The sequence below is a fragment of the Martelella radicis genome (genome assembly GCF_014196625.1).
GTDB classification, from domain to species: Bacteria; Pseudomonadota; Alphaproteobacteria; order Rhizobiales; family Rhizobiaceae; genus Martelella; species Martelella radicis.
Window position 1 is genome coordinate 20,096 of the sequence record NZ_JACIDZ010000016.1, and the last position, 23,531, is coordinate 43,626.

At 61.8% G+C, this 23,531-nt stretch carries 20 protein-coding genes and 1 pseudogene; 8 read left to right on the plus strand and 13 right to left on the minus strand.

Annotated elements, in window-relative coordinates; all coding sequences use genetic code 11:
- Positions 1-11 precede the first annotated feature (11 nt).
- From glgC to GGR30_RS19580, 5 genes are read left to right on the plus strand one after another with little or no spacing between them, the layout of a single operon-like run.
- Positions 12-1,274, plus strand: coding sequence for a glucose-1-phosphate adenylyltransferase (gene glgC / locus GGR30_RS19560; RefSeq protein ID WP_183490086.1), 1,263 nt, complete (start codon positions 12-14; stop codon positions 1,272-1,274).
- 3 nt (positions 1,275-1,277) lie between these two features.
- Positions 1,278-2,714, plus strand: a complete 1,437-nt coding sequence (glgA, locus tag GGR30_RS19565; RefSeq protein ID WP_183490090.1) for a glycogen synthase GlgA — start codon at positions 1,278-1,280, stop codon at positions 2,712-2,714.
- 13 nt (positions 2,715-2,727) lie between these two features.
- Positions 2,728-4,356 carry an alpha-D-glucose phosphate-specific phosphoglucomutase gene (locus tag GGR30_RS19570; RefSeq protein ID WP_183490093.1) on the plus strand — a complete coding sequence of 543 codons (1,629 nt, stop codon included), beginning with the start codon at positions 2,728-2,730 and terminating at the stop codon, positions 4,354-4,356.
- A gap of 7 nt (positions 4,357-4,363) precedes the next feature.
- Positions 4,364-6,340, plus strand: a complete 1,977-nt coding sequence (glgX, locus tag GGR30_RS19575; RefSeq protein WP_183490096.1) for a glycogen debranching protein GlgX — start codon at positions 4,364-4,366, stop codon at positions 6,338-6,340.
- A 39-nt stretch (positions 6,341-6,379) separates the two neighbouring features.
- A complete protein-coding gene (locus tag GGR30_RS19580; RefSeq protein ID WP_183490099.1) occupies positions 6,380-6,868 on the plus strand; it encodes a MaoC family dehydratase in 489 nt (162 codons plus the stop codon).
- A 310-nt stretch (positions 6,869-7,178) separates the two neighbouring features.
- Here GGR30_RS19580 and GGR30_RS19585 read toward each other — a convergent pair whose 3' ends face one another.
- The 6 genes and pseudogenes from GGR30_RS19585 to GGR30_RS19610 form a co-directional block, all read right to left on the minus strand.
- On the minus strand, positions 7,179-8,180 hold the full coding sequence (locus GGR30_RS19585) for a zeta toxin family protein (RefSeq protein WP_183490102.1): 1,002 nt from the start codon (positions 8,178-8,180) through the stop codon (positions 7,179-7,181).
- 564 nt (positions 8,181-8,744) lie between these two features.
- Positions 8,745-9,000 (minus strand): annotated as a pseudogene (locus GGR30_RS23460) (IS481 family transposase); the annotation flags it as partial.
- Positions 9,001-9,141: 141 nt separating this feature from the next.
- Complete coding sequence (locus tag GGR30_RS19595) at positions 9,142-9,858, minus strand: GntR family transcriptional regulator (protein WP_183490108.1); 717 nt, start codon at positions 9,856-9,858, stop codon at positions 9,142-9,144.
- Positions 9,859-9,900: 42 nt separating this feature from the next.
- Positions 9,901-11,184, minus strand: coding sequence for a TRAP transporter large permease (locus GGR30_RS19600; RefSeq protein WP_183490111.1), 1,284 nt, complete (start codon positions 11,182-11,184; stop codon positions 9,901-9,903).
- A gap of 3 nt (positions 11,185-11,187) precedes the next feature.
- Entirely contained in the window at positions 11,188-11,634 is a 447-nt protein-coding gene (locus GGR30_RS19605; RefSeq protein ID WP_183490114.1) for a TRAP transporter small permease, read from the minus strand.
- 50 nt (positions 11,635-11,684) lie between these two features.
- The gene (locus tag GGR30_RS19610) at positions 11,685-12,662 is read right to left on the minus strand and encodes a C4-dicarboxylate TRAP transporter substrate-binding protein (RefSeq protein ID WP_183490117.1); all 978 of its coding nucleotides are present in this window, start codon (positions 12,660-12,662) and stop codon (positions 11,685-11,687) included.
- A gap of 130 nt (positions 12,663-12,792) precedes the next feature.
- Here GGR30_RS19610 and GGR30_RS19615 point away from each other — a divergent pair, with 130 nt between their 5' ends.
- Positions 12,793-13,677: an SMP-30/gluconolactonase/LRE family protein gene (locus GGR30_RS19615; RefSeq protein ID WP_183490120.1), complete on the plus strand. Its 885-nt coding sequence runs from the start codon at positions 12,793-12,795 to the stop codon at positions 13,675-13,677.
- Between the two features lie 16 nt (positions 13,678-13,693).
- Here the strand turns inward: GGR30_RS19615 and GGR30_RS19620 are convergent, their stop codons facing one another.
- From GGR30_RS19620 to GGR30_RS19640, 5 genes are read right to left on the minus strand one after another with little or no spacing between them, the layout of a single operon-like run.
- The gene (locus tag GGR30_RS19620) at positions 13,694-14,248 is read right to left on the minus strand and encodes a sarcosine oxidase subunit gamma (RefSeq protein WP_183490123.1); all 555 of its coding nucleotides are present in this window, start codon (positions 14,246-14,248) and stop codon (positions 13,694-13,696) included.
- The gene (locus tag GGR30_RS19625) at positions 14,241-17,198 is read right to left on the minus strand and encodes a sarcosine oxidase subunit alpha (protein ID WP_183490126.1); all 2,958 of its coding nucleotides are present in this window, start codon (positions 17,196-17,198) and stop codon (positions 14,241-14,243) included. The genes GGR30_RS19620 and GGR30_RS19625 overlap by 8 nt, the downstream gene beginning before the upstream one ends.
- On the minus strand, positions 17,195-17,497 hold the full coding sequence (locus GGR30_RS19630) for a sarcosine oxidase subunit delta (RefSeq protein WP_183490129.1): 303 nt from the start codon (positions 17,495-17,497) through the stop codon (positions 17,195-17,197). Before GGR30_RS19630 ends, GGR30_RS19625 begins: the two co-directional genes overlap by 4 nt.
- Before the next feature lie 3 nt (positions 17,498-17,500).
- Complete coding sequence (locus GGR30_RS19635; RefSeq protein WP_183490132.1) at positions 17,501-18,337, minus strand: alpha/beta fold hydrolase; 837 nt, start codon at positions 18,335-18,337, stop codon at positions 17,501-17,503.
- Positions 18,338-18,345: 8 nt separating this feature from the next.
- A complete protein-coding gene (locus tag GGR30_RS19640; protein ID WP_183490135.1) occupies positions 18,346-19,599 on the minus strand; it encodes a sarcosine oxidase subunit beta family protein in 1,254 nt (417 codons plus the stop codon).
- A gap of 364 nt (positions 19,600-19,963) precedes the next feature.
- Between GGR30_RS19640 and rpsU the strand changes: the two genes are divergently transcribed.
- Complete coding sequence (gene rpsU, locus GGR30_RS19645; protein ID WP_024710130.1) at positions 19,964-20,176, plus strand: 30S ribosomal protein S21; 213 nt, start codon at positions 19,964-19,966, stop codon at positions 20,174-20,176.
- 149 nt (positions 20,177-20,325) lie between these two features.
- On the plus strand, positions 20,326-21,186 hold the full coding sequence (locus GGR30_RS19650; protein WP_183490138.1) for a tetratricopeptide repeat protein: 861 nt from the start codon (positions 20,326-20,328) through the stop codon (positions 21,184-21,186).
- Between the two features lie 93 nt (positions 21,187-21,279).
- Here GGR30_RS19650 and GGR30_RS19655 read toward each other — a convergent pair whose 3' ends face one another.
- Positions 21,280-22,842 (minus strand): TonB family protein, encoded by a 1,563-nt coding sequence (locus GGR30_RS19655; RefSeq protein ID WP_183490141.1) that lies wholly within the window; start codon positions 22,840-22,842, stop codon positions 21,280-21,282.
- Between the two features lie 66 nt (positions 22,843-22,908).
- Positions 22,909-23,352: a hypothetical protein gene (locus GGR30_RS19660; RefSeq protein ID WP_183490144.1), complete on the minus strand. Its 444-nt coding sequence runs from the start codon at positions 23,350-23,352 to the stop codon at positions 22,909-22,911.
- Positions 23,353-23,531 lie beyond the last annotated feature (179 nt).

Below are 23,531 nucleotides of genomic sequence, written 5' to 3' on the forward strand. Positions count from 1 at the left end.
GGGAGGGAAGGATGAATACGCGCACTGGATACCCCCTGGCACGTGACGCCATGGCCTATGTTCTGGCCGGCGGTCGCGGCAGCCGATTGAAGGAACTGACCGACACGCGTGCAAAGCCCGCGGTCTATTTCGGCGGCAAGACCCGCATCATCGACTTCGCGCTGTCGAATGCGCTCAATTCCGGCATCCGGCGTATCGGCGTCGCCACGCAGTACAAGGCGCACTCGCTGATCCGCCACCTTCATCAGGGCTGGAACTTCTTCCGGCCGGAACGAAACGAGAGTTTCGACGTGCTCCCCGCCTCCCAGCGCGTTTCGGAGACGCAGTGGTATGAAGGCACGGCCGACGCGGTCTACCAGAATATCGACATCATCGATTCCTACGGCCCGGAATACATGATCATCCTGGCCGGCGACCACATCTACAAGATGGACTATGAGGCGATGCTCCAGCAGCACGTTAACGAGGGCGCCGACATCACCATCGGCTGCCTCGAAGTGCCGGTGGAAGACGCCAAGGGCTTCGGCGTCATGCATGTGGACGCCACCGACCGGATCGTCGACTTCGTTGAAAAGCCGGCCAAGCCGCCAGGCATTCCGGGTAATGAGAAGATGTCGCTCGCCTCCATGGGCATCTACGTCTTCAACACGAAATTCCTGTTCGAATGCCTCTATCGCGATGCAGCCGATCCGACCTCAAGCCGCGATTTCGGCAAGGATATCGTCCCCTACATCGTCAAGAACGGCAAGGCGATGGCGCATCGCTTCTCGCAAAGCTGCGTGCGCTCGAGCTTCGAGAAGGAGGCCTACTGGCGCGACGTCGGCACGATCGACGCCTATTGGCAGGCCAATATCGACCTCACCGCCGTTGTCCCGGAACTCGACATCTACGACAAGTCCTGGCCGGTCTGGTCCTATTCGGAGGTCACGCCGCCGGCGAAATTCGTCCATGACGACGAGAACCGTCGCGGCTCGGCCATCTCCTCGGTGGTTTCGGGCGACTGCATCATCTCCGGTTCGCAGCTCTACAAGAGCCTGCTGTTTACCGGCGTCAGGGCCAATTCCTATTCCCGCCTCGAAGGCGCCGTCATTCTCCCCCATGTCCATATCGGGCGGCACGCGCGGCTGAAGAATGTGGTCATCGATCATGGCGTCCATATTCCGGAAGGCCTCGTCGTCGGCGAGGACCCGGACGTGGACGCCCGCCGTTTCCGCCGCTCGGAAAACGGCATTTGCCTGATTACACAGTCGATGATCGACAGATTGGATAACTGAGACATGAAGGTCCTCTCCGTTACGTCGGAAATCTACCCGCTGATCAAGACGGGTGGTCTCGCCGATGTGGCCGGCGCGCTGCCGCTTGCCCTTGCCGGCCTCGGCATCGAAACCCGCACCATCGTTCCTGGCTACCCGGCAATCATGAAGGCGGTCGACGGGCATGCCGAGAAGGTTCACACCTTCGCGGAGCTTTTCGGCGAGCGGGCAACGCTCTACGCGGCGAAATACGAGGGACTGGACCTTCTCGTGCTCGATATCCCGGCGCTTTTCGGCCGGTTCGGCAATCCCTATAATTCGGCAACCGGGGAAGGCTATTCCGACAACTGGCGCCGTTTCGGCGCGCTGTCGAAGGCAGCGGCGGAAGTGGCCGCCGGCGTGCTGCCGGACTGGGAACCGGACATCGTCCACTGCCATGACTGGCAGGCGGCGATGACGCCGGTCTACATGCGCTTTTCCGACGTGCCGGAAAAACCATCGATCCTCACCATCCACAATATCGCCTTCCAGGGCACGTTCGGCCCCGACATCTTCCCCTGGCTCGGCCTGCCGGCCCATGCCATGGCCGTCGACGGCGTCGAGTATTTCGGCAATGTCGGCTTCCTGAAGGGCGGGTTGCAAACGGCCTGGGCCGTCACCACCGTCAGCCCTACCTATGCGCGCGAGATCCAGACGCCACAATACGGCATGGGTCTCGAGGGGCTGATCGCCGCGCGCGCCCACACGGTGCACGGCATCGTCAACGGCATCGACACCGATGTCTGGAACCCGACCACGGATCAGTCACTCGCCAGCCGCTACACCCCGAGCCGGTTGCGCCTGCGCGAGCCGAACCGGCAGGTCTTAAGCGAGCGTTTCGGCCTCGATGACGATCATTCTCCGATCTTTTGCGTCGTCTCTCGCCTCACCTGGCAGAAGGGCATGGACCTCCTCGCCGAAGCCATAGGGCCGCTTGTCGCCATGGGCGGCAAGCTCGCCGTGCTCGGCACCGGCGATCATTATCTGGAGGAAGCCTTCCGCAATGCCGTGCGGCTCTACCCCGGGCGCGTCGGCACCATTATCGGCTATGATGAGACGCTGTCGCATATCCAGCAGGCCGGCGCCGACGCGATCGTCATCCCCTCGCGCTTCGAGCCGTGCGGCCTGACCCAGCTTTACGGCCTGCGCTATGGCTGCGTTCCGGTTGTCGCCCGCACCGGCGGTCTGGCCGACACGATCATCGATGCCAATCCGGCCGCGCTTGACATGAAGGCGGCGACGGGAATCCAGTTCTCGCCGGTAGAGACCTGGTCGCTCGTCCACGCGCTACGCCGCGCGGTCAATCTCTTCAATGACAAGAAATCCTGGATGCACATGCAAAAACAGGGCATGAAAAGCGATGTGTCCTGGAAATCCAGCGCCAAAATTTACGCCGACCTTTATTCAAGCCTTTTCGTATGACGGTTCCAAAATCATGACCAAGACCATTGCCACCAAACCCTTCGACGGACAGAAGCCCGGCACATCGGGCCTCCGCAAGAAAGTGCCGGTTTTCGCCCAGCCGCATTATGCCGAAAACTTCATCCAGTCGGTGTTCGACAGCCTCGAGGACTATCAGGGCAAGACGCTGGTGATCGGCGGCGACGGGCGCTATCTCAACCGCGAGGTGATCCAGACCGCGATCAAGATGGCGGCTGCCAACGGTTTCGGCAAGGTCATGGTCGGCCAGGGCGGCATCCTGTCGACGCCGGCCGCCTCCAACATGATCCGCAAATACCAGGCCTTCGGCGGCATCATCCTTTCGGCCAGCCACAATCCGGGCGGCCCGAACGAGGATTTCGGCATCAAGTACAACACCGCCAATGGCGGCCCCGCCCCCGAACGCATCACCGACGCGATCTACGAGCGCACCAAGCTGATCGACCGCTACCGCATTTCAGAGGCCGACGACGTGCCGCTCGACGAGATCGGCGCCTACAAGGTCGACGACATGGACGTGGAAGTCTTCGATCCGGTCGCCGACTATGCCGCGCTGATGGAGGAACTGTTCGATTTCGAGGCGATCCGCTCCTCGATTGCCGGCGGCTTCCGCATCGCCTTCGACGCGATGAGCGCGGTGACCGGACCTTACGCCAAGGAAATCATCGAGAACAGGCTCGGAGCGCCCGAAGGCTCGGTGCGCAATTTCGTTCCGCTCGAGGATTTCGGCGGCCATCATCCGGACCCGAACCTTGTGCATGCCAAGGCTCTGTATGACGAGGTGATGAGCGCCGACGGTCCCGATTTCGGCGCGGCCTCCGACGGCGACGGCGACCGCAACATGGTGGTCGGCAAGGGCATCTTCATCACGCCGTCCGACAGCCTGGCGATCCTTGCGGCGAACGCCCATCTGGCGCCGGCCTACAAGGCCGGCCTTGCCGGGATCGCCCGTTCCATGCCAACCAGCCAGGCCGCCGACCGGGTCGCCGAAAAGCTCGGCATCGAGGCGTACGAGACGCCGACGGGCTGGAAATTCTTCGGCAACCTGCTCGACGCCGGCAAGGCGACGCTGTGCGGCGAGGAGAGTTTCGGCACGGGCTCCAACCATGTGCGCGAGAAGGACGGGCTCTGGGCCGTTCTTCTGTGGCTCAACATTCTGGCCGTGCGCGGCGAAACCGCCTTCGACATCGTCAAGAAGCACTGGGCGGAATACGGCCGCAACTACTATTCCCGCCATGACTATGAAGGCATCGAAACCGATGCGGCGAATGCCCTGATGGATGCGCTGCGCGAAAAACTTGCCAGCCTGCCGGGTTCCTCCTTCGGCGACCTGACCGTGAAGGAAGCCGACGATTTTGCCTATCACGACCCGGTCGACGGCTCCGTCAGCCGGAATCAGGGCGTGCGCATCATGTTTGAAAGCGGTTCGCGCGTGGTCTTCCGCCTTTCCGGCACCGGCACGTCGGGGGCGACGCTGCGCGTTTACCTTGAGCATTTCGAGCCGGACCCGGCCCGCCACGAGGAAGACACGCAGAAGACCCTTGCCGGGCTGATCGCCTATGCCGAGCATATCGCCGGCATCAAGGAACGCACCGGCCGCGATGCCCCGACCGTGATTACCTGAGAACGAGATGCACAACCCTGAAGCAAGACCCGGCGTGAAGGTTCTCGACCGGGGCGTCGAATTCTCCGTCTATTCGGAGAACGCGACAGGCATGGAGCTATGCCTGTTCACGCCGGACGGTACCGAGACCGCGCATCTGCCGATGTCGCACGAACGGGGCAATCTCTTCCGCCTGCTCGTCGACGGGCTGAAGCCCGGCCAGCGCTATGGCTACCGCGCCTTCGGACGCTATGACCCGATGGCCGGCCACTGGTTCGATTCTTCGAAACTCCTCGTCGATCCTTACGCGCGGGAGATCGATGCGGCCTACCGCTACGATCCGAAGCTAGCGCAATATGGCGTAGAGACCGCTGACATCGTGCCGAAAAGCGTTGTGGTCGCCGACCTTCCCGAGGCGACAGACCATGTCGCCCTGCCCGATGGCGCTTTCATCTACGAGGCCGGGGTAAGGTCGCTGACCATGCTTAACCCGCACATTCCGGAAAGCATTCGCGGCACAGTCGCGGCCCTTGGCCACCCCGCCCTGGTCGAGCATCTGCAAAAGCTTGGAGCGGATGCGATCGAGCTTATGCCGATCACCGCCTGGATCGATGAACGCCATCTCAGGGAACTTGGGCTTACCAATGCCTGGGGCTACAACCCGGTCACCTTCATGGCGCCCGAACCGCGGCTTTGCCCGGGCGGGATCTCCGAATTGCGCGGCGCGGTCGAGGCCCTGCACCAAGCGGGTATTGCCGTGATCCTCGATCTCGTTTTCAACCACAGCGGCGAAAGCGACCAGTTCGGCGGCTCGCTCAGTTTCCGCGGGCTTGACAGCGCGACCTATTACCGGCTGGCGGAAGACGATCCGTCAGTGTTCATCAATGATACCGGCTGCGGCAACACGATCGCCTGCGACCATCCCATGGTTCGGCGCTATATCATCGACAGCCTGCGGTTCTTCGTCACCCAGGCCGGCGTAGACGGCTTCCGCTTCGACCTCGCTCCGATCCTCGGACGCACCCGGCATGGCTTCGACACGCATGCGGCCACACTCGACGCCATTCTGTCAGATCCGGTGCTCAAGGACAGGACCATGATCGCCGAGCCATGGGATATCGGCCCCGGCGGCTACCAGCTCGGCCATTTCCCCGCTCCCTTCCTGGAGTGGAACGACCGGGCGCGCGACGACATGCGCCGCTTCTGGCGCGGCGACCCGAACATGACCGGCCTTCTTGCCGATGCACTTTCGGGTTCCTCCCACATTTTTTCGGTGCGCGACCAGCATGTGACCCGCTCTGTCAATTTCATCGCCGCCCATGACGGCTTTTCGCTACACGACGTGACCGCTTATGTGCACAAGCACAACGGCCCGAACGGCGAGAGCAACCGCGATGGCCACGACGAGAATTTTTCGTGGAACAACGGCGTGGAGGGCGAGACCGAAAATCAGGTGGTGATGGCAAGGCGCCGTCAGGACATCAAGGCCCTTCTCGCCACCCTGTTCGCCAGCCGAGGCGCCATCATGCTGAAGGCGGGCGACGAAGGCGGCATGACCCAGTACGGCAACAACAACGCCTATTGCCAGGACAATGAGACCACCTGGATCGACTGGAAGGCCATGGACGAGGAGCTGATCGCCTATACCGGCGAGCTTGCGGCGCTGCGCAGGCAGTTCGCGGTCTTTTCCGAGACCGCGTTTTTCACCGAGGAGGATGTGAGCTGGCTGCGCCCCGACGGCGAGACCATGACCGTAAAGGACTGGGAGGCGGCCGAATGCGACAGTCTCAGCGTCGTTCTTTCAACGGTCGAGCGCGAGAGCGCCGCCCCGACGCGCCTCGCCATCCTGATTAACCGCAGCCACGAGGAAGTGGCCTTTAGCCTGCCCGAACGCGACGCCCATGGCTGGCACAGCCTCGCCGGTCAGGCGCGGGGCGCGGTCGAGATCGCGCTTGCACCGCGTTCGGTATCGTTTTATGCGGAGATGCTTTCCGAAACCGGATAGCCTTGAACAACAACAGATGTGCGCACACGAAAGAAGACCATGGCCAAAGAGATTTCGCTTGCGGAAGTGAAGGACTATATCGGCCAGGAGGTCGGCGTGTCGCGCTGGTTCACGGTCGATCAGACGATGATCGACACCTTCGCCGACGCAACGCTTGACCATCAGTTCATCCATACCGATCCCGAACGCGCCCGTGCGGAGACGGCCTTCGGCGGCACGATCGCCCATGGTTTCCTGACGCTCTCGCTGCTTTCGGCGATGAATTACGATTGCGCGCCGAAGGTGCGCGAACAGACCATGGGCATCAATTTCGGCTTTGACAAGGTCCGTTTCATGGCGCCGGTTAAATGCGGCAAGCGGGTCCGGGGCCACTTCACCCTGAAGGAGGCCCGTTTCCGCGGCGCCGAGCTTCTGGCAATCAACTACGCCGTCAGCATCGAGATCGAGGACGAGCGCAAGCCAGCGCTCACGGCCGACTGGATCACACTCGTTCAGTTCGCCGCCGAAGACCGCCCGGAAACGGCCTGAGCGATGCTTTCCGGCACGCCCGTTGGCGCAATGTTGGAACGGCCGGCGAAAAAGTGGTCGCCGGATTTCGATAAACCGAAATCTCAATGCAAAAAGCTGGATCAGTGAGCGGCTCTGATTGACCGCCCGATGATCCAGAAGGCTGGCTTCGGCCTGCGATGAAGGCGGCTCTGCATTCCACGAAAATGCAATTCCGCCCTGTCGTTCTGTCTTGGCAAATTCTCGCCGTCAGGTGTTTCCACCCAACGGCTGAGAAGTGCTCGGGCACGGAAGGCCGAGCGAGCAGATAACCAGTTGCTGTCTTCACGCTTCATCTGCGCGAAGAACGGGGGGTGGCCAGATCGAGCCACGGCCAACGATCAGCGGGATCAGAAGGGAGAGGCGCGACCCCCATTCTCGCGTCCAGATCGTGTCCGCGCTTCATCGCATCACCGATGTCCGTGAAGAGATTGAGCGCCGCCGCCGGGTGCATGTGCACCCCTTCCGGGCTAGATGTGATTGCCTCGTATTTTTTCGAAATTGCGTCTGCTTCATTCGGAAACGCGAAAACATGTTTTTCCCCTCCTCCCTCCCGGTCGACAATGACCACGCGTCTAAGCTTGTCTGCGATCCCAATTTGGGATATGTCGCGCATTACTGTACCAAGTTGATTGAACATAAAGTCCGAGCCACGGTCTGTCATAAACCGCGGACCATCTTTGTGGTTTTCACGAAACTTCTTCGGAGAAGCCTTCAATTCTGCCCGCTGCTTTTCGTAGCGGAGATAGGAAGACAGGCGGGTGGTCATGAGTTTCGTTGCAACTACCCAAAGCTCGATATTCTGCACGCGACGCAGCACCTGTGGAAGTCTGCCTGCTGCAGCAACTGTCGGCGCACTCAGGAAAATTATATTGCGCCGGCAACTAATAGCCTCCTCCAGAAGCATCTCCTTGGCTCTGTCGGCATAGCTGTTAATTGGCAAGAATCTTGGGTCGGTGTACGGGCTCTCCACTCCGGTTGTGAACAGATTGTAGTGATCTGGATGATACGTACTCAACATATCTTTGTCGATAACAACGCCGCCGGCGTGACCGAAACCCCGTTTGATCTCACTGACTGCGTATGATTTTCCGCTGGCAGGCTGGCCGATGAGAAGTATAAATCGAGGGTTTTGTTCCATGAACGTGCCAGCAAAAGCGCGTTTCCTGATCTGACCATGATAGATAGTTGCAAAGCTTTGATCATCAATATTACGACTTTCTCGCTGTTCGCTGGTATCTATTTCGTGCAAATACATTCTGCTTGGAGGAGAATAAACTCTGGGGCGTTGCATGTTTTCTGTCATCCTTCAAATAACGCATATGCCGGTTCTCCGACGTCTGCGTAAATTTCGTTGGTTCATGCATGACGACATCGTATGGACCAATGCGCCTTCGGCTTTCAGACTCGAAAGGCGACCGAGAGCATCAGATTTCTCGTAGATTGTTCGCCGTTCGAGTCAGCGATTGGCCGTAGTTTTCCCCGACCATTCGGATTGCAAGTTCACCCCCGTAGCGTGGCTTCCCTATGACGGAAAAGTGGCGTTGAGGTCTTTTTAGGGCCGCGCAAGGCGGACAGCACTTGACCAGCGTTGTCTTCCGACGAAAATCCTAGCCATGGCTCCGTCGGCAATTCCGGGGCGGCGAGCAAAAGCTTTTATGGCGAGTATGCCGGGGCATTCGTACCATACCGACATTGGCTCTCACGATGACAGAGCGGGCGAAGGCATCGAACATCAGAACGTGGCCTCATGAGCGAGGAGATTCTGTTGCGCCGTACGTCCAGCAATGAAGGTCGCCCTCAGGCTTTGCGGTCTCCATCCGCCGCAACAGTATGTCCTCTATTGTCTCACCCCTGCGGATCGCAACATGCAGCCGACCCGAGCGTTGGTCCACGGATGCTTCACTTTTGACAGGCGATGTTCAAAGGCCGTTTCCATCGCGAACCCGATCAAAGTTGCTCCGGAAAGCAAAGAGCTAGCCTACCCGCGTGGTGAATTGGGTGCCGCTGTCGGTCAGAACAGTATGGATGATATACGGCACGGTGGCGATCAGATTGCGCAGGACCTGTGCCGCATTCATTTTTGCGGCCCTGGTATGGAGTTCAGTCAAAGCCGAGGATCAAACACCACGCATCGGGCAATCAACTGGAATCGGCCGATTATCGAGTTTCTTTCTTTTGGTGCATTGGGGTAATGCCGCCGTCGGAAGAAGCCGGAACGCGCCAGAGGCGTGACGCCCTTCTCTTGTTCAACTTCAAAAATACTGCGGAAACTGTTCCCTGATCTGCGCGACAGCAGCAAGGGTTCCGCTCAGATGCTCCCTCAGGACGCCTTGCGCCTCCTCCAGATTGCCCGTGCCGATGGCCGCCAGAATGGCCTCATGATGCCGGATGACGGATGCCATCTTGCCGGGATCCGGCAGGTTGAGCCGGCGCAGGCGATCAATATGTCCGGACCTGGTAACCAGATGCTGGTAGAGTGAGACGACGCCCGCGGCCTCGGCCAGGGAAAAGTGAAAGAGCCGATCGAGCGAAGTGAACTCGTTGATGTCCCGGTCCTCGCCCGCCATTTTCTGAAGCGCCAGAATGCGCCGGGCCGGACCGAGCAGTTCCGGCTGCCCACTGAGCGTGAGCGCGCGAACCACTTCCAGTTCCAGCGCCACCCTCAGGAATTGCGTTTCTCGGGCATGGTCGACGTCGATCCGTGAAACCACGGTGCGCGATTGCGGATAGGAGAGCACCAGCCCCTCCTGTTCCAGCCGGTTGATCGCCTCGCGTATCGGCGACTGGCTGAGGCCGAAGCTGTCGGCAATCTCGCCGCGAACCAGGTTGGAATGCGGCTCTAGTTCGAGCAGGATGATGCGCGCACGGATGCCCTGATAGACGCGAGCAGCCGCCGGGGCGAGGCCTGCCGGCCTGAGCAGGTCCTCCTGCGTGCCGGTCAGCACCGAGTGGAGCGGATTTATCGTCATTTGCCTCGTCATTCACATGCCCGTCTGCCGCTTGCTTTCTCCCTACATAAGCGTTCCCGGCAGAAGTAGCGACAGTTGGGGAAAAATAACCAGCAAGAAGAAGAAGACGCCTAGCGCGATGAAATAGGGGATCGACGCGCGGGCAAACGCACTCGTCTTTACATCAAGAAGCCCGCAGACCGTGAACATGATCACGCCCACGGGCGGGGTCAGGCCGCCGAGATTGATCAGGGTGACGATCAGAATGCCCATATGCACCGGATCATAGCCCGCATGCACAAGGACCGGCATGACGATCGGCGTGATCAGGAGAATATTGGCCGCGCCCTCCAGGAACATGCCGCTGACGACCAGAAGCGCCATGATCAGGATCAGGATCATCACCGGCTGGCTGGTCAGCGACGTTACGAACTGGGTGACCTGCTGCGGCCCCTGCTCGATCGTCACCGCATAACCCAGAACGCCCGCCATCATGATCAGCAGCATCACCATGCCGAGATCGGAGACGGTGCCCTTCAGCGCTTCATAGAAGGTCTCGAAGGTCAGTTCCTTGTGCATGACGATGCCGACGAACAGCGCATAGAAGACCAGGAACGCACCGGCTTCCGTTGCCGTGAAAAAGCCGAAGCGGAAGCCGACGATCAGGATGATGGGAAAGGCGATCGCCCAGATGCTGTCGCGGAAGCTCGCGGCCAGTTCGCCGAATTTCGGAAAGCCCTCGATATCCGGCTGGTAGCCATGCTTTTTCGCCACGAGATAGGTGGCAGCCATCAGGATGGCCGTCAAGAGCGCGCCGGGAATGACGCCGGCCAGGAACAGACGCCCAATCGAGACCTCGTTGATGAAGCCGAAGAGAATGAGCCCGATGCTCGGCGGAATGGTCGCGGTGATGACCGAGCCGAAGGCGATGACGGCGGCCGCACCCGCTTTGGAATAGCCGTTCTTGTTGATCATGCCGGGGCCGAGAAGCCGGGCCTCCATGGCGGCATCGGCAACGGCCGAACCCGAGATGCCGCCCATCAGCAGGCTGAGCACGATCGACGCCTGGCCAAGCCCGCCGGCCATCCAGCCGGTCAGAAGCCGGGCGAAATTGATCAGCCGGTTGGTGATCCCCGTCGCGTTCATCAGATTGCCGGCGAGGATGAAGAAGGGCACGGCCAGGAGCGGAAAACTCTGCGTTGCGGTCACCATCTTCTGCACCGCGACGGTCGGCGGCATGGCGCCGCTGACGATGAAGACCGGGATCGAGGCCAGCGCCAGCGCGAAGGCGACCGGCAGGCCGATGAAGAGAAACAGGACGAACAGTCCGGCAATGGTCAGCAGCATGGGTTACGGCCTCTGGCGGAGGGTGGCGATGAGCTTGACGGCAAGCGTGCGGACGAGAAGCCCGAATCCGAGCACCATGGGCGCATAGAAAAGCGAACCCGGCAGTTGCAGCGCTCCGTCGAGGCGGCGGTGCATCAGGATCATGTTCTTCCAGGCGTAGTAGAGAAAGAACGCCGAGAGACCGATCAGGATGACGATGTTCGCCGCTTCGATAAGCTTGCGCGCCAGCGGCGACACATTGTCGAGCACCAGCGCCAGACCGAAATGGCGGTCCTCCTGCATGCCGAGGTCGATAGCCAGCACGCAGAGCCAGAGGAACATGAGCTGGGCGATTTCGACGGACCAGATGATCGGCCAGCCGAGAGAGCGCGCGGCCGCCCCACCGCCGACGAGCAGGACAATGCCCGTCAGCAGCAGCGCGGCGCACGCATATTCGATACGTTTCAACATGAAGTCAGATCCACACCCGAAAATGCGCGCTGCAGGATCCGGACGGCACTTTACCGACCGAGAACCTGGTTTACGATCTTGACTTCATTTTCGAGATCGAGATCGGCGTAGACGCCCTTTACCGCTTCCTTGAACGGCGCGATGTCGACACTGTTGACCGCGACGCCCGAAGCGGCAACCTGCTCCAGTGATGCCTTGCCGAGCTCGATGGTGAGACCCGACGCATAGCGTCCGGCCTCGACGGCCTTCTCGCGCACGATCGCCTGGTTTTCCGCCGAGATGTCGTCCCAGGAATCGGCCGAAATCACCAGCGCGGTCACGAGCTGGATATGGCCGGTCAGCGTGACATCCTTGATCACCTCGAAGAGCTTGGCGCCGGTAATGGCAGTGGGCTGGGCTTCCGCGCCGTCGATGACGCCCATCTGCAACGCCGGATAGACTTCCGCCCAGGGAAGCGGCGTCGGCGTAGCGCCCATGGCCTTGATGGTCTCGATCCAGACCGGAGCGCCGATGGTGCGCATGCGCACGCCGGAAAGATCGGCCGGAGCCGAGATCGGCTTCTGGGTGAGAAGATGACGCGGGCCCTGATACCAGTTGGAGGCCAGCATCACGAGATCGGACTTTTCCTTCAGTTCGTCGCCCCAGGCGAGATAGTCGGGCGACAGCGCGAACTTGTCTGCCTGTTCATAGGTGTCGAACAGGAACGGCGCCGACATGATGGCGAGCGACGGCACGAAGCTCGACAGGCGGGCGACGTCCGTAATCGTGCCGATCGAAGCGCCCGCGCGGGCCTGGTCGATCATCTCTGACGTGTCGCCGAGCTGCGAATTGTGGAAGATGGTGACCTTCACATCACCGCCGGTCGCGGCCTCGACCTCCTCCTTGAACTTCTCCAGACCCTGCCCCATTGGGTCTTCCGGCGGCAGAACCGTGCCGATCTTGAGCGTCACGGCGGCAAAAGACGGTACAGCCATGCCGAAAGTCGCGGCGGCAACGCATGCCAAAAGTGCGGCAGTTGAAAATCGCATGATATCCTCCCCTAAGCGATCAACAGGCAACTGATATTTTAGTTGCACTAATATATCAATCTGATTAGTTGCAAAGAGTCAAGCCGTTCTTGGTATGATTGACCATTGCGTTCATGGAGGAGCAGAACATATGGCGACAAGTCGCATTTCCGCAGCGTATCGCTTCGCGCAACCGGCAGGCGCCGCGGCGCTTCTGGGCGAGAGCCCGGCGGTCGACGACAGGACCGGCCATGTCTGGTGGGTCGATATCGCCGGACGACAGCTCAACCGGACGCACAAGGAAAGCGGCGAAACGGAAGCATGGCCCAGCCCCGAGGAGCCCGGTTTCGTCGTGCTCCTGCGCGACGGAACGCCGGCAATCGGCATGGAGACAGGTATTTTTGCATTCGAGCCTGAGAGCAGCGGCTTCCGCAAGCTGATCGATCAGCCGCGCGGCGGGCACCGGTTCAATGACGCGACCGTCGGCGCCGACGGTACGCTCTTCGTCTCGACCATGACGCGCGATGTCGCTGCCGGCGAAGCGGCAATCTTCCGGGTCGACCGTTCGGCAGCCCTCGTGCCGGTCACGGACGGGCTGACGATTCCGAACGGCATGGTCGCGGATCTCAAGCGGGAGCGGTTTTATTTCTCTGACTCCGAGCCCCGCACACGGCGCATCTGGGTCGCCGATCTCGATCCTACCGACGATACGATCGGCACGCCCGCGCTGTTCGCATCGATGGAGGGCCTGCCCGGCCGGCCGGATGGCGCGGCGGTGGATGCCAGCGGACGGTACTGGATCGCCGCTGTCGATGGTGCAGCGCTCTATGTCTACACACTGTCCGGCGAGCGTGAATTCGAGGTGCCGCTGCCGGTCCGCTACCCCACGAAGCTCGCCTTTCTGGGCACAAACCGGGACAGCCTGGTCGTGACATCGAAAGCCGATGGCCAGGACGGCGGCAAGCTGCTCTTCGTCACCTTTCCGCACGGGACCATACGCGGCACAGCCCAGCACAGATGGCGCTTTGGCGGCTGACCAAACCGCAGGTCAATCAGTAGGCTGTATCCTTTGCGCCCTGGTCGAGCAGGCCGAAGACATAGGGTGCGAAGGAACGCCAGCATTCCACGCGGAAGGTGTTCTCCTCCTTGCGGAACAGCACGATCTCGGCCTTGCCGAGAACGGTGCGGACAACCTTGCCGACGGGAAAGCTTGCAAGCCTCAGGTCCTGCGGGCAGGCGGCGTTGATCGCCGCCGCGGCCCCCGGTCCGTCAACCATCACCGCGACATTGCGGTGGGAGACGTCGACGGCGGAGAACGGCGCGTCGATCCCTTCAACGCGCGACATCAGGTCGTCGCCATATTCATTGATCACCAGCCACTCATCCGGCCCCAGCCAGAAGGCATAACGGGCGTCCTTCATGGTGGCAGACAGCGGCGCGCGGGGCAGGTCGATCTCCAGAGCGCCGGAAAGCGCGCCGAGCGCCTCTTCGCCGGCCCTCAGCGCAAGCCGCGTCGCGTCGCCGGCAACCACGAGCCGGGCGAGGCCCGATCCGCCATAGGCGCCGGCGAGCGGAAATGCGCGTGTCGCAACGAGTTCCTCAGCCATGGATGCGCGCTCCTTCCTTGTCGTAGAATACGGTATCGACCACCTCGACGGCGATATTGCGGTCCGGCATCGGCACGTAGAGCGTCTGGCCCTTGAGATTGTGGCCGTTCTTGACAACCGCCATGGCGATGCCGCTCTGCAGCGCCTCCGACCAGTAGGCAGAGGTCACATGGCCAAGCATCGGCACCGGTTTGGCGGCATTCGGATCGGCGACGATCTGCGCGCCCTCCTCCAGAACCAGACGCGGATTGTTCTTGACCATCAGGCCGACAAGCTGCTTGCGGTCCCCGGCCACCAGATCCGGGCGTTTGAGCCCGCGAATGCCGACGAAATCGGTCTTCTTCTTCGACACAGCCCAGCCCATGCCGGCATCAAACGGCGTCACGGTGCCATCGGTATCCTGACCGACGACGATATAGCCCTTTTCCGCGCGCAGCACATGCATGGTCTCCGTGCCATAGGCGCAGGCGCCGAAGCTCTCAGCCCGCTCGAAGATGGCCTTCCAGACGGAAAGCCCGTAATCGGCCGGCACATTGATCTCGAAGCCGAGTTCGCCGGTAAACGACACCCGGAAGAGCCGCGCCGGAACGCCGCAGACGGTGCACTCGGCAAGGCTCATATGCGGGAAGGCTTCCGCCGAAATATCGACGCCCTCGACAAAGGGCTCGATGATCTCGCGCGCCTTCGGCCCCTGCACGGCGATCACCGACCATTGCTCTGTCGCAGAGGTCAGCCAGACGTGCAGATGCGGAAACTCGGTCTGCAGATAGTCTTCCATGAGGTTCAGGACGCGCGGCGCGCCGCCGGTCGTCGTCGTCACATGGAAGCGGTCCTCGGAAAGCCGGCCGACCACGCCGTCATCATAGATATAGCCATCCTCGCGCAGCATCAGACCATAGCGGCACTTGCCGGGCTTCAGCGTCGACCAGGCGTTGGAATACATCAGGTTCATGAAGGCTTCGGCATCCGGGCCGACGACCTCGATCTTGCCGAGCGTCGAGGCATCGAAGACGCCGGCCGCCTCGCGCACGGTGCGGCATTCGCGGTTGACCGCATCATGCTTGGTCTCGCCGGGACGCGGGAAATACCAGGCCCGCTTCCAGTTGCCGACATCCTCGAAGGCGGCTCCCTCACCTTCCGCCCACTCATTGATCGGCGTCTTGCGCGCCGGATCGAAAAGCGGGCCCCGCGAATGGCCGATCAGCGTGCCGAAGGTCACCGGCGTGAAGGGTTGCCGGAACGTCGTCAGACCCACCTGCGGGATCGGCCGGTCCAGCATCTCGGCGGCAATCGCCAGGCCGTGCATGTTGGAAAGCTTGCCCTGGTCGGAGGCCATGCCGTTGGTGGTGAAGCGCTTGATATGCTCGATCGAAGCCATGCCCTCATGCACGGCCTGCCGGATATCCTTGGCGCAGACATCGTGCTGGTAGTCGATGAAGGCGCGCGCATGGCTGTCGGCGCTGTCGTCTTCACCCAGCATGCCGCCAGTCCACGGGCGGGCATTTTCGGCCGTGATATCGGCAGCGCCGCCGCCGGCTGCCGCCGCCTCGCCGATCAGCGCCTCGATTGCGTCCGTACCATTGCAGGCGCCGACGCAGATGGATGCCTGCGCGTGGGTGCCGGGAACGAAACGCTGCTCATCCGCATCGAAAACCAGCTTGCCGCGCGACTGGGAGAAGAGATGGACGGAAGGCGTCCAGCCGGCAGAGGTAATCAGCGCGTCGATATCGAAGCTGCGCGTCTTGCCGCTGGCCTTGTCCTTCACCTTCATCGACGAGACGCGAAGCCGCCCCTTGGTGCCGACGACCGTATTGTTGGCGAGCACCTTGATGCCGAGCGCCTTTGCTTCTTCGGCCAGCCCCGCACCCGCTTCCGCACGGCTGTCGACGATGACGGCGACGTCAACGCCGGCCTTCTTCAGGTCGAACGCTGCCTCATAGGCCGAATCATGGGCGCAGTAAACGCCGACCCTCTTGCCGACGACGACGCCGTAGTGATTGAGATAGGTCCGTGCGGCGGAGGCCAGCATGATGCCGGGCCGGTCGTTTTCCGGAAACACCATCGGCCGCTCGATCGCACCGGTGGCGAGAATCACTTCGCCGGTCCTGACCTGCCACAGCCGCTCGCGCGGTCCGTTGGCCTTTGCATTCGGCAGATGATCGGTCAGCCGTTCGCAAAGCGCGAGAAAATTGTGGTTGTAGTAGCCGAAGGCCGTTGTGCGCGGCAGGAAGCGGACATTCTCCATGCCCTTCAGTTCCTCCACGGCGGCAAGCGCCCAATCGTAGCCCGGCTTGCCGTCAACCGTGGTGCCGCTTTCATATTGCAGCGCGCCGCCGGGTTCGGGTTTTTCATCGCAGACGATCACGTCCTTGCCGGCTTTCGCGGCGGAAAGCGCCGCCGTCAGCCCGGCAAGGCCTGCGCCGACCACCAGCACATCGCAGTGAATGTAACGGCAGGCATAGGTGTCGGGGTCTTCCTCCGTCGGCGCTTCGCCAAGACCGGCGGCCCAGCGGATCAGAGGTTCATAGAGCTTGTGCCAGGCAACGCGCGGCCACATGAAGGTCTTGTAGTAGAAGCCGGCAATGAAGAAGGGCGAGAGGAAATCATTGACCGCGCCCGCATCGAAGGAGAGCGACGGCCAGCGGTTCTGCGACGACGCCTTCATCCCGTCGAAGACTTCCTGCACCGGACCGCGGACATTCGGCTGACGCCGGGCGCTGTCGCGGGAGATGTCGAACAGCGCGTTCGGCTCTTCCGAGCCTGCCGTCAGAAAGCCGCGCGGACGGTGATACTTGTAGGAGCGGCCGACCAGATGTACGCCATTGGCCAGAAGCGCGGAGGCGAGCGTATCGCCCTCAAGGGCCGAATAGGTCTTGCCGTCAAAGGAGAAGCGAATGGTCTTGGCAGGCGTCAGACGCCCCTTGCCGGCAATGCGCGATGCGCCGCTCATCGGCCTTCTCCTTCGAATTCAGAAAGATCCGGCTTCGGCTCGCCGGCTTTGTAGGTCTTCAGGAACCGGTCGGAGACGGTATCGCGCACGGCGTTGAAGAAGCGGCCGCAGCCATGGGCATGGCGCCAGCGCTCGTAATGAATGCCCTTGGGATTGCTGCGCATGAAGAAATATTGCGCAAAGTCCTCGTCAGAGATTTCGGCGATGTTGTCCGGCCGGGCGATATGGGCTTCGCCGGCGGCGGCAAATTCCAGCTCGCTTCGCGCTTCGCCGCAATAGGGACAGTGGATGAGCAGCATTTTCTAGTTCCCTTCCAGTTCGGGCAGGGCTTCGGGCAAGGAGAGGATCATGTCGAGCAGCGGACGCGGCGCCTCGAGCTGCGGCATATGACCGACGCCCTCGAGCGCTTGAAGCTGGACGCCGATGGCGCCGGCAAGCTGATGACCGCGCGAGACCGGGATCCACGGATCCTTCTCGCCCCAGATCACGGTAACGGGGCAGTCAATTGCCTTCAGCTTGTCTGCGAATTCGTCGGTGAAGCGGTCGTCGGCCTGGGCGAACTGCTTGTAGAAGCTTGCCTGCCCTTCCGGCGTCAGCCAGGGCGAGGCGAGTTCGTGCAGCTCGTGCTCATCGAGCTCGCTCACCAGCGCGCTGCGGATATAGGCGGCAACGATCGCCGAATGGATATGCGGCGGCAGCGGCGTGAAGGCGTCGATATGGCGGCTGACATGGTCGAAGAATTCCGAACCCCAGGGGCTGACGGCCACGACGTTCATCAACAAGAGGTCGGTATAGGCAACATCATGCAGCAGGTTGGCGCGTAAGGTCACCGCGCCGCCGAAATCATGGGCGAAGACGCTCGGGCGGTCGAGTTCCCAGAACTCAACCATTTCCTTGAAGACACGCCCCTGAACATCGAGCCCGGTCGCCTGCTCGGGGTCCTTGGCCGAACGGCCAAAGCCGGGCATGTCGTACCAGTAGCAGGTATAGGCGCGCGACAGGGGCAGGATCATCCGGTGCCAGGAAAAGGACGACCACGGCCAGCCATGGGCCAGCACCAGCGGCGGCCCCTCGCCTGCCGAACCCCAGGCAACGGTGCCTGCGCTCGTTTCTGTCTTGTTGTTGACGCTCCAGAGCATGGCGGGCCTCAATGCGCGACGGCGGCAGCAGCCGCCTCGTCGATCAGGCGGCCGGTGCGATAACGATCAAGCGTCAGCCCTTCGGCAAGCTTGTGCGGCTCACCCTTGGCGATCAGATGGGCGAAGAGATGGGCGGAACCCGGCGTCGCCTTGAAACCGCCTGTGCCCCAGCCGCAATTGACGAAGAGCCCCGGCACCGGCGTCACGCTCTGAATCGGCGAGCGGTCCGGCGTATTGTCGGTAATGCCGCCCCATTGCCGCATCATCTTCACCCGGCGGAAGATCGGGAAGAGTTCGCAGATGGCATCGAGCGTGTGGGTGATGATCTGCAAGCCCCCAGTTTGCGAGTAGGAGTTATACTGGTCGGTGCCCGCCCCGATGACGAGTTCGCCCTTGTCCGACTGCGAGATATAAGCATGAACCGAATTCGACATGACGACGCAGGGGAAGATCGGCTTCAGCGGCTCGGAGACGAGCGCCTGCAGCGGCTGGCTTTCGAGCGGCAGGTTAACGTCGGCCATCGCCATCACCACCGAATTGTGGCCCGACGCCGAAACGCCGATCTTCTTCGCGCCGATAAAGCCCTTCGAAGTCTCGACGCCGGTCACGGCCCCATCCGGCCCGCGACGAATGCCCTTCACTTCGCAATTCTGGATGATGTGGACGCCGCGATCGGAGGCCGCGCGGCCATAACCCCAGACGACGGCATCATGACGGGCCGTGCCGCCGCGTCGCTGCAGGGCGGCGCCGTTGACCGGATAGCGCGCGCTCGCGGCGATATCGAGCGGCGGACAGTATTCCTTCGCCTGGACCGGCGTCAGCCATTCATTGTCGATGCCGTAGAGCCGGTTGGCGTGGACGTGGCGCTTGAACGACTGGCGGTCATGTTCGTTATGCGACAGCATCATCACGCCGCGCGGCGAATACATGACATTGTAGTTGAGATCGAGCGCGAGGCCTTCCCAGAGCTTCAGCGAGTGCTCGTAGATGTCCATGCTCTCGTCATAGAGATAGTTGGAACGCACGATGGTGGTGTTGCGGCCGGTATTGCCGCCGCCGACCCAGCCCTTTTCGATCACGGCGATATTGGTGATGCCGTGCTCCTTGGCGAGATAATAGGCCGCCCCCATGCCGTGGCCGCCGCCGCCGATGATGATGACGTCATATTCCGGCTTCGGCTCGGGCGAGGTCCAGTGCTTCTCCCAGCCGGTGTGATGGCGCATGGCCTCGCGCGCCAGGGCGAAAACGGAATATTTGCGCATCTGAATGCTCCCTCGGGCCGGCTGCGTTTGTGCGTCTCACCCTATACCAATCGCAAATCGGAAAGTGACGCAACGTCCTTTTTGCGACGCTTTTGCCACCTGCGTTCGACATCGAATTTTCCGAGCTTGCGTGGCGGGGGAAACCGGACTATCGAGGCGCAATCGCGCAGACGCAATTGGTTTCGCGGCAAATTGGGCTTGATCGCCTGATATCAGGCGCCTAGGGGCTGGACTTCACCGCCGAAATCTGATACTCGCGACGCCAAATGTCGGGCAGAACCCGATAATGACAAGCAACACTGCCTGACGTGCAAGTATTTGCCAGGCTTAACGAGACCAACGAAATTTAAGGAACGGGATACACGTGCAAGTACTTGTCCGCGACAACAATGTTGACCAGGCTCTCCGCGCTCTGAAGAAGAAAATGCAGCGCGAAGGCATCTTCCGCGAAATGAAGATGCGTGACTTCTACGAGAAGCCCTCGCAGAAGCGCGCCCGCGAAAAGGCCGAAGCGATCCGCCGCGTTCGCAAGCTGGCCCGCAAGCGCGCCATCCGCGAAGGTCTGGTTTCGCGCTGATTGTCGTTATTTCGGCACATTGAACATGTTGTGATGGCGGGAGCGTAGGCCCCCGCCTTTTTATTTGCTAGATATTTACCTTGCGGCGGTACACATCACCGCGCGCATGCAATCTGCGCGCGACAAGCGATACGACACGAGGGACGGACATGACAGAGATGACTGCTGGCACATTCATGACAGGCACTGGCCGGAAGCTGAGGTTCGCCCTGCTCTTCGGGACTGTCAGCCTGCTTGCCGCCTGCCAGAGTTCCCAGATGATGAACCAGAACGTCGTCTCGATCGACGCGACTCAAGGTTCGGAGCAGAACATCGCATCGCTGTCCAACGTGATCGCCGCAAACCCGAACGATCCGGAAGGCTACAATGTGCGCGGCGCCGCCTATGGCCGCGCCGGCGACAACCGCCGCGCCATGGAAGACTTCAACAAGGCGATCGCGCTCAACCCGAACTATTATCAGGCCTATGCCAACCGCGCTCTGATCGAGCGCAGCCTCGGCCAGCGGATGGATGCGCTGAACGACTACAATCGCGCGCTGCAGATCAACTCGAACTACGACGTTGCCTATATCGGGCGCGGCAATCTCTATCGCGAGGCCGGCCAGCAAAACGACGCGTTCAACGATTTCAGCCGCGCCATCCAGTTGAACACGACGGACGCGCGCGCCTATCACAATCGCGGCCTGATCTACCAGCAGCGCGGCCAGCAGGAATTGGCAATCGCCGATTTCTCCAAGGCGATATCGCTCTCGCCGAAGGCTGCCCAGCCCTATAACGGCCGCGGCGTCTCCTATCTGGCGCTGAACGACGACCAGAATGCCCGCGCCGATTTCGACAAAGCGCTGGCGCTCGACCAGCAGAATGCCGAGAGCTGGGCCAATCTCGGCCTGATCTTCGAGCGCCAGGGCGACTTCACCAAGGCGGCCTCCTACTATCAGCAAGCCAAGAGGCTGAACCCGAACTATCAGCCGGCGCTGCAGGGCCTGCAGCGCACAATCGGCACCACATAGGGTTCCGGTTCTCGCGGAAACGCAAGCCCGTTTTTCTTTTGATTTTGATCCACTTGCGCCGGCGGATGCTTCTGCTTGAATAAAACGGATACTCTAGCGGCGCAGGGTGAGATTGATCGGCAGGCTGAAGCTTTTCCCGGAACCCGAATAGCTTGCCGGGAACGGCCCGAAAGAGCCGGCTGCGCGCGCGCGCTGCAGAACGACCGCATCGACCTTGGCATTTCCGGAAGAGCGCGCAAGCGACAGGGACGTGATATTGCCCGAGCGGTCAAGCGAGACGCGCACGACCACCGTCGCCGTCAACGGACCGAGGCCACGATAATAGCGTTCGGACGAAACCGCACGGGCAAGCCGCGCCCGCACCTTTCCCGCATAATTGGCCATTGCCGCAGCACCGTTGCCGGACGCGCCGCTACGCGCATCGGCGGCCTGGCTCGCGCCGCGCTCCGATGTGCCGCTGACGGAGCCCCGGCGCGCATCGTTCGTCGACTGCCCGCCTGAACCGGAAGACTGGCGCTCGACAGTCCGTGTGCGCTCGCGCGCGCGCTCGGCCTCCGCCTGGCGCGTCGCCACCTGGTCTTCGGGAAGGGGCTCCGATTGCCACGGCGAGGGTTCGGGGATCGGCGGAGCGATGTCATAGGCAAGATCGGGATCATCTTCCTGCGCCGTGATCGTCTCGGTCTCGGGCGCCTGAGCGGCAAGCGGCAGCGTCTCCTGCTGCGGCGGCGTCAGCGCGCTTGCCTCCGGCGGCGGCGCGTCGGCGGCCTCGGGCATGGCGGCTTGCGCGATTTCGACCGCCTCGGCCGCTTCCGCCTCCGGTGGCGGCGCCTGCTCGGACAGAACGGGCGCAGCAGCCGGCGCCTGATCAGGAGACGCAGCTTCGCTCGGCGCGACGGCGAGCACGTCCGGCAGCGGACTTGAAAGCGCAGCGGCAGGCGCCGATTCGGTAGGCTCGACCGGAAGAGAAGCCGCAGTTTCGACCGGTGGAGCCAAAGCCTGTTCGGCCACCGGTCGGGGCGCGGCGAGCGTCTCGACCGGTGGCGCCTGCTCGGCCGGCGAGGCCTCAGGCGGCGGCTCCGTGACCGCGGGTCTCAGCGCCTCGGGTTCGCTTGCGGTCGCCTGCCCCACCGGAACGGTCTCTGCTTCGACCTGTATGGGTTCGGCATTCTCCACGCCGCTTGCCGCCGCATCGACATCGCCGTTACCGAGCATGACGACGCTGACCACGGCGCCCCCTTCTTCGGCTGGCGCCTCGGGGATGATTTCGGCGACATGAAGCGCCATGGCGAAAGCCACGCTGTGAACGAGGATCGAGGCAAGCGCCGCCATGGGCAGACGCCTGCCGCTTTCCGCTTTGGCGGAAGCACCGGCAATGCGCGGCAGGGTCACGCTGCCGAGATCCGCCTCATCGGCGCCAAGCTCCGGCCCGCGTTCCTCAACATCGCTCGCCCCGGGCTCCGGCGCGGCGAAGACGCCCGCCGCCGCCTTGAGCTCGAGAACGATGGCATCGAGATCGACAGGCTTTCTGCCGGGTGGGACGACAGCAGGCGCATGTCCCGCCGGGCCGGCTTCGGCCCGGAAATCGGGCTCCACCGGTTCCGCGTCGCGGACGCCGCCTGGCAACCCAAAAGCAAACATCGCCCTGTCATCCGTCATCGGCAGCTTCGTTTCAGCGTGTCTTATTGGTCTTGGCGCAAAGAGCGCAGTGTCTCGTCAAGGGGCTCAGCCGTCGAAGGGAATACCTGCTTTTGATCCGGTCTTGAGCTCCGCCATGCAATCGGCTCCGGCCACGTCGCAGACCTTGAGGTCATTGAGAAGCAGCCCGCCCAGAGCATCGCAGCCTTCTCCCGGCAGTTCGAACTGGCGCACCCGCATCTTCCCGGCTGGCAGAGAAAGAAAATCGAGCATGGTCAAGCGGTCGACAATACCGTCGGTGTCGAACAGCGCCACCTCGGCCTGCAGGCTGTTAATCGGCTCCGACAGGTTGTTTTCCACCAGAAAGGTGAGCTTGCAGCCATTGTCGGTCGTATCAAGCGCATTGAGCGAAATCGACAGACCTGCGGTCTCGTCGGCCGGCATCGCGGCATCGCTGGCGGCAGTGTCCTGAGCCAGCAGCGGCTGCGACATGACGAAAAGCGCGGCGGCGGCGCATGGGAAAATTTTCATTTCTCAAATCTCCGGCGGTTTCAGATCGGAAGTAAGGGGCAACACGCAGGGTGCTCCGTGACGCGTCATCCTACCGCTCACTTCGGAAAACGTCTATTGCGTGGATAGACAAAGGTGACTAATAGAGTCAACTTATAAAACCGGATTCGAAGATTCAAGTTTTAACACGAGAAGACAAT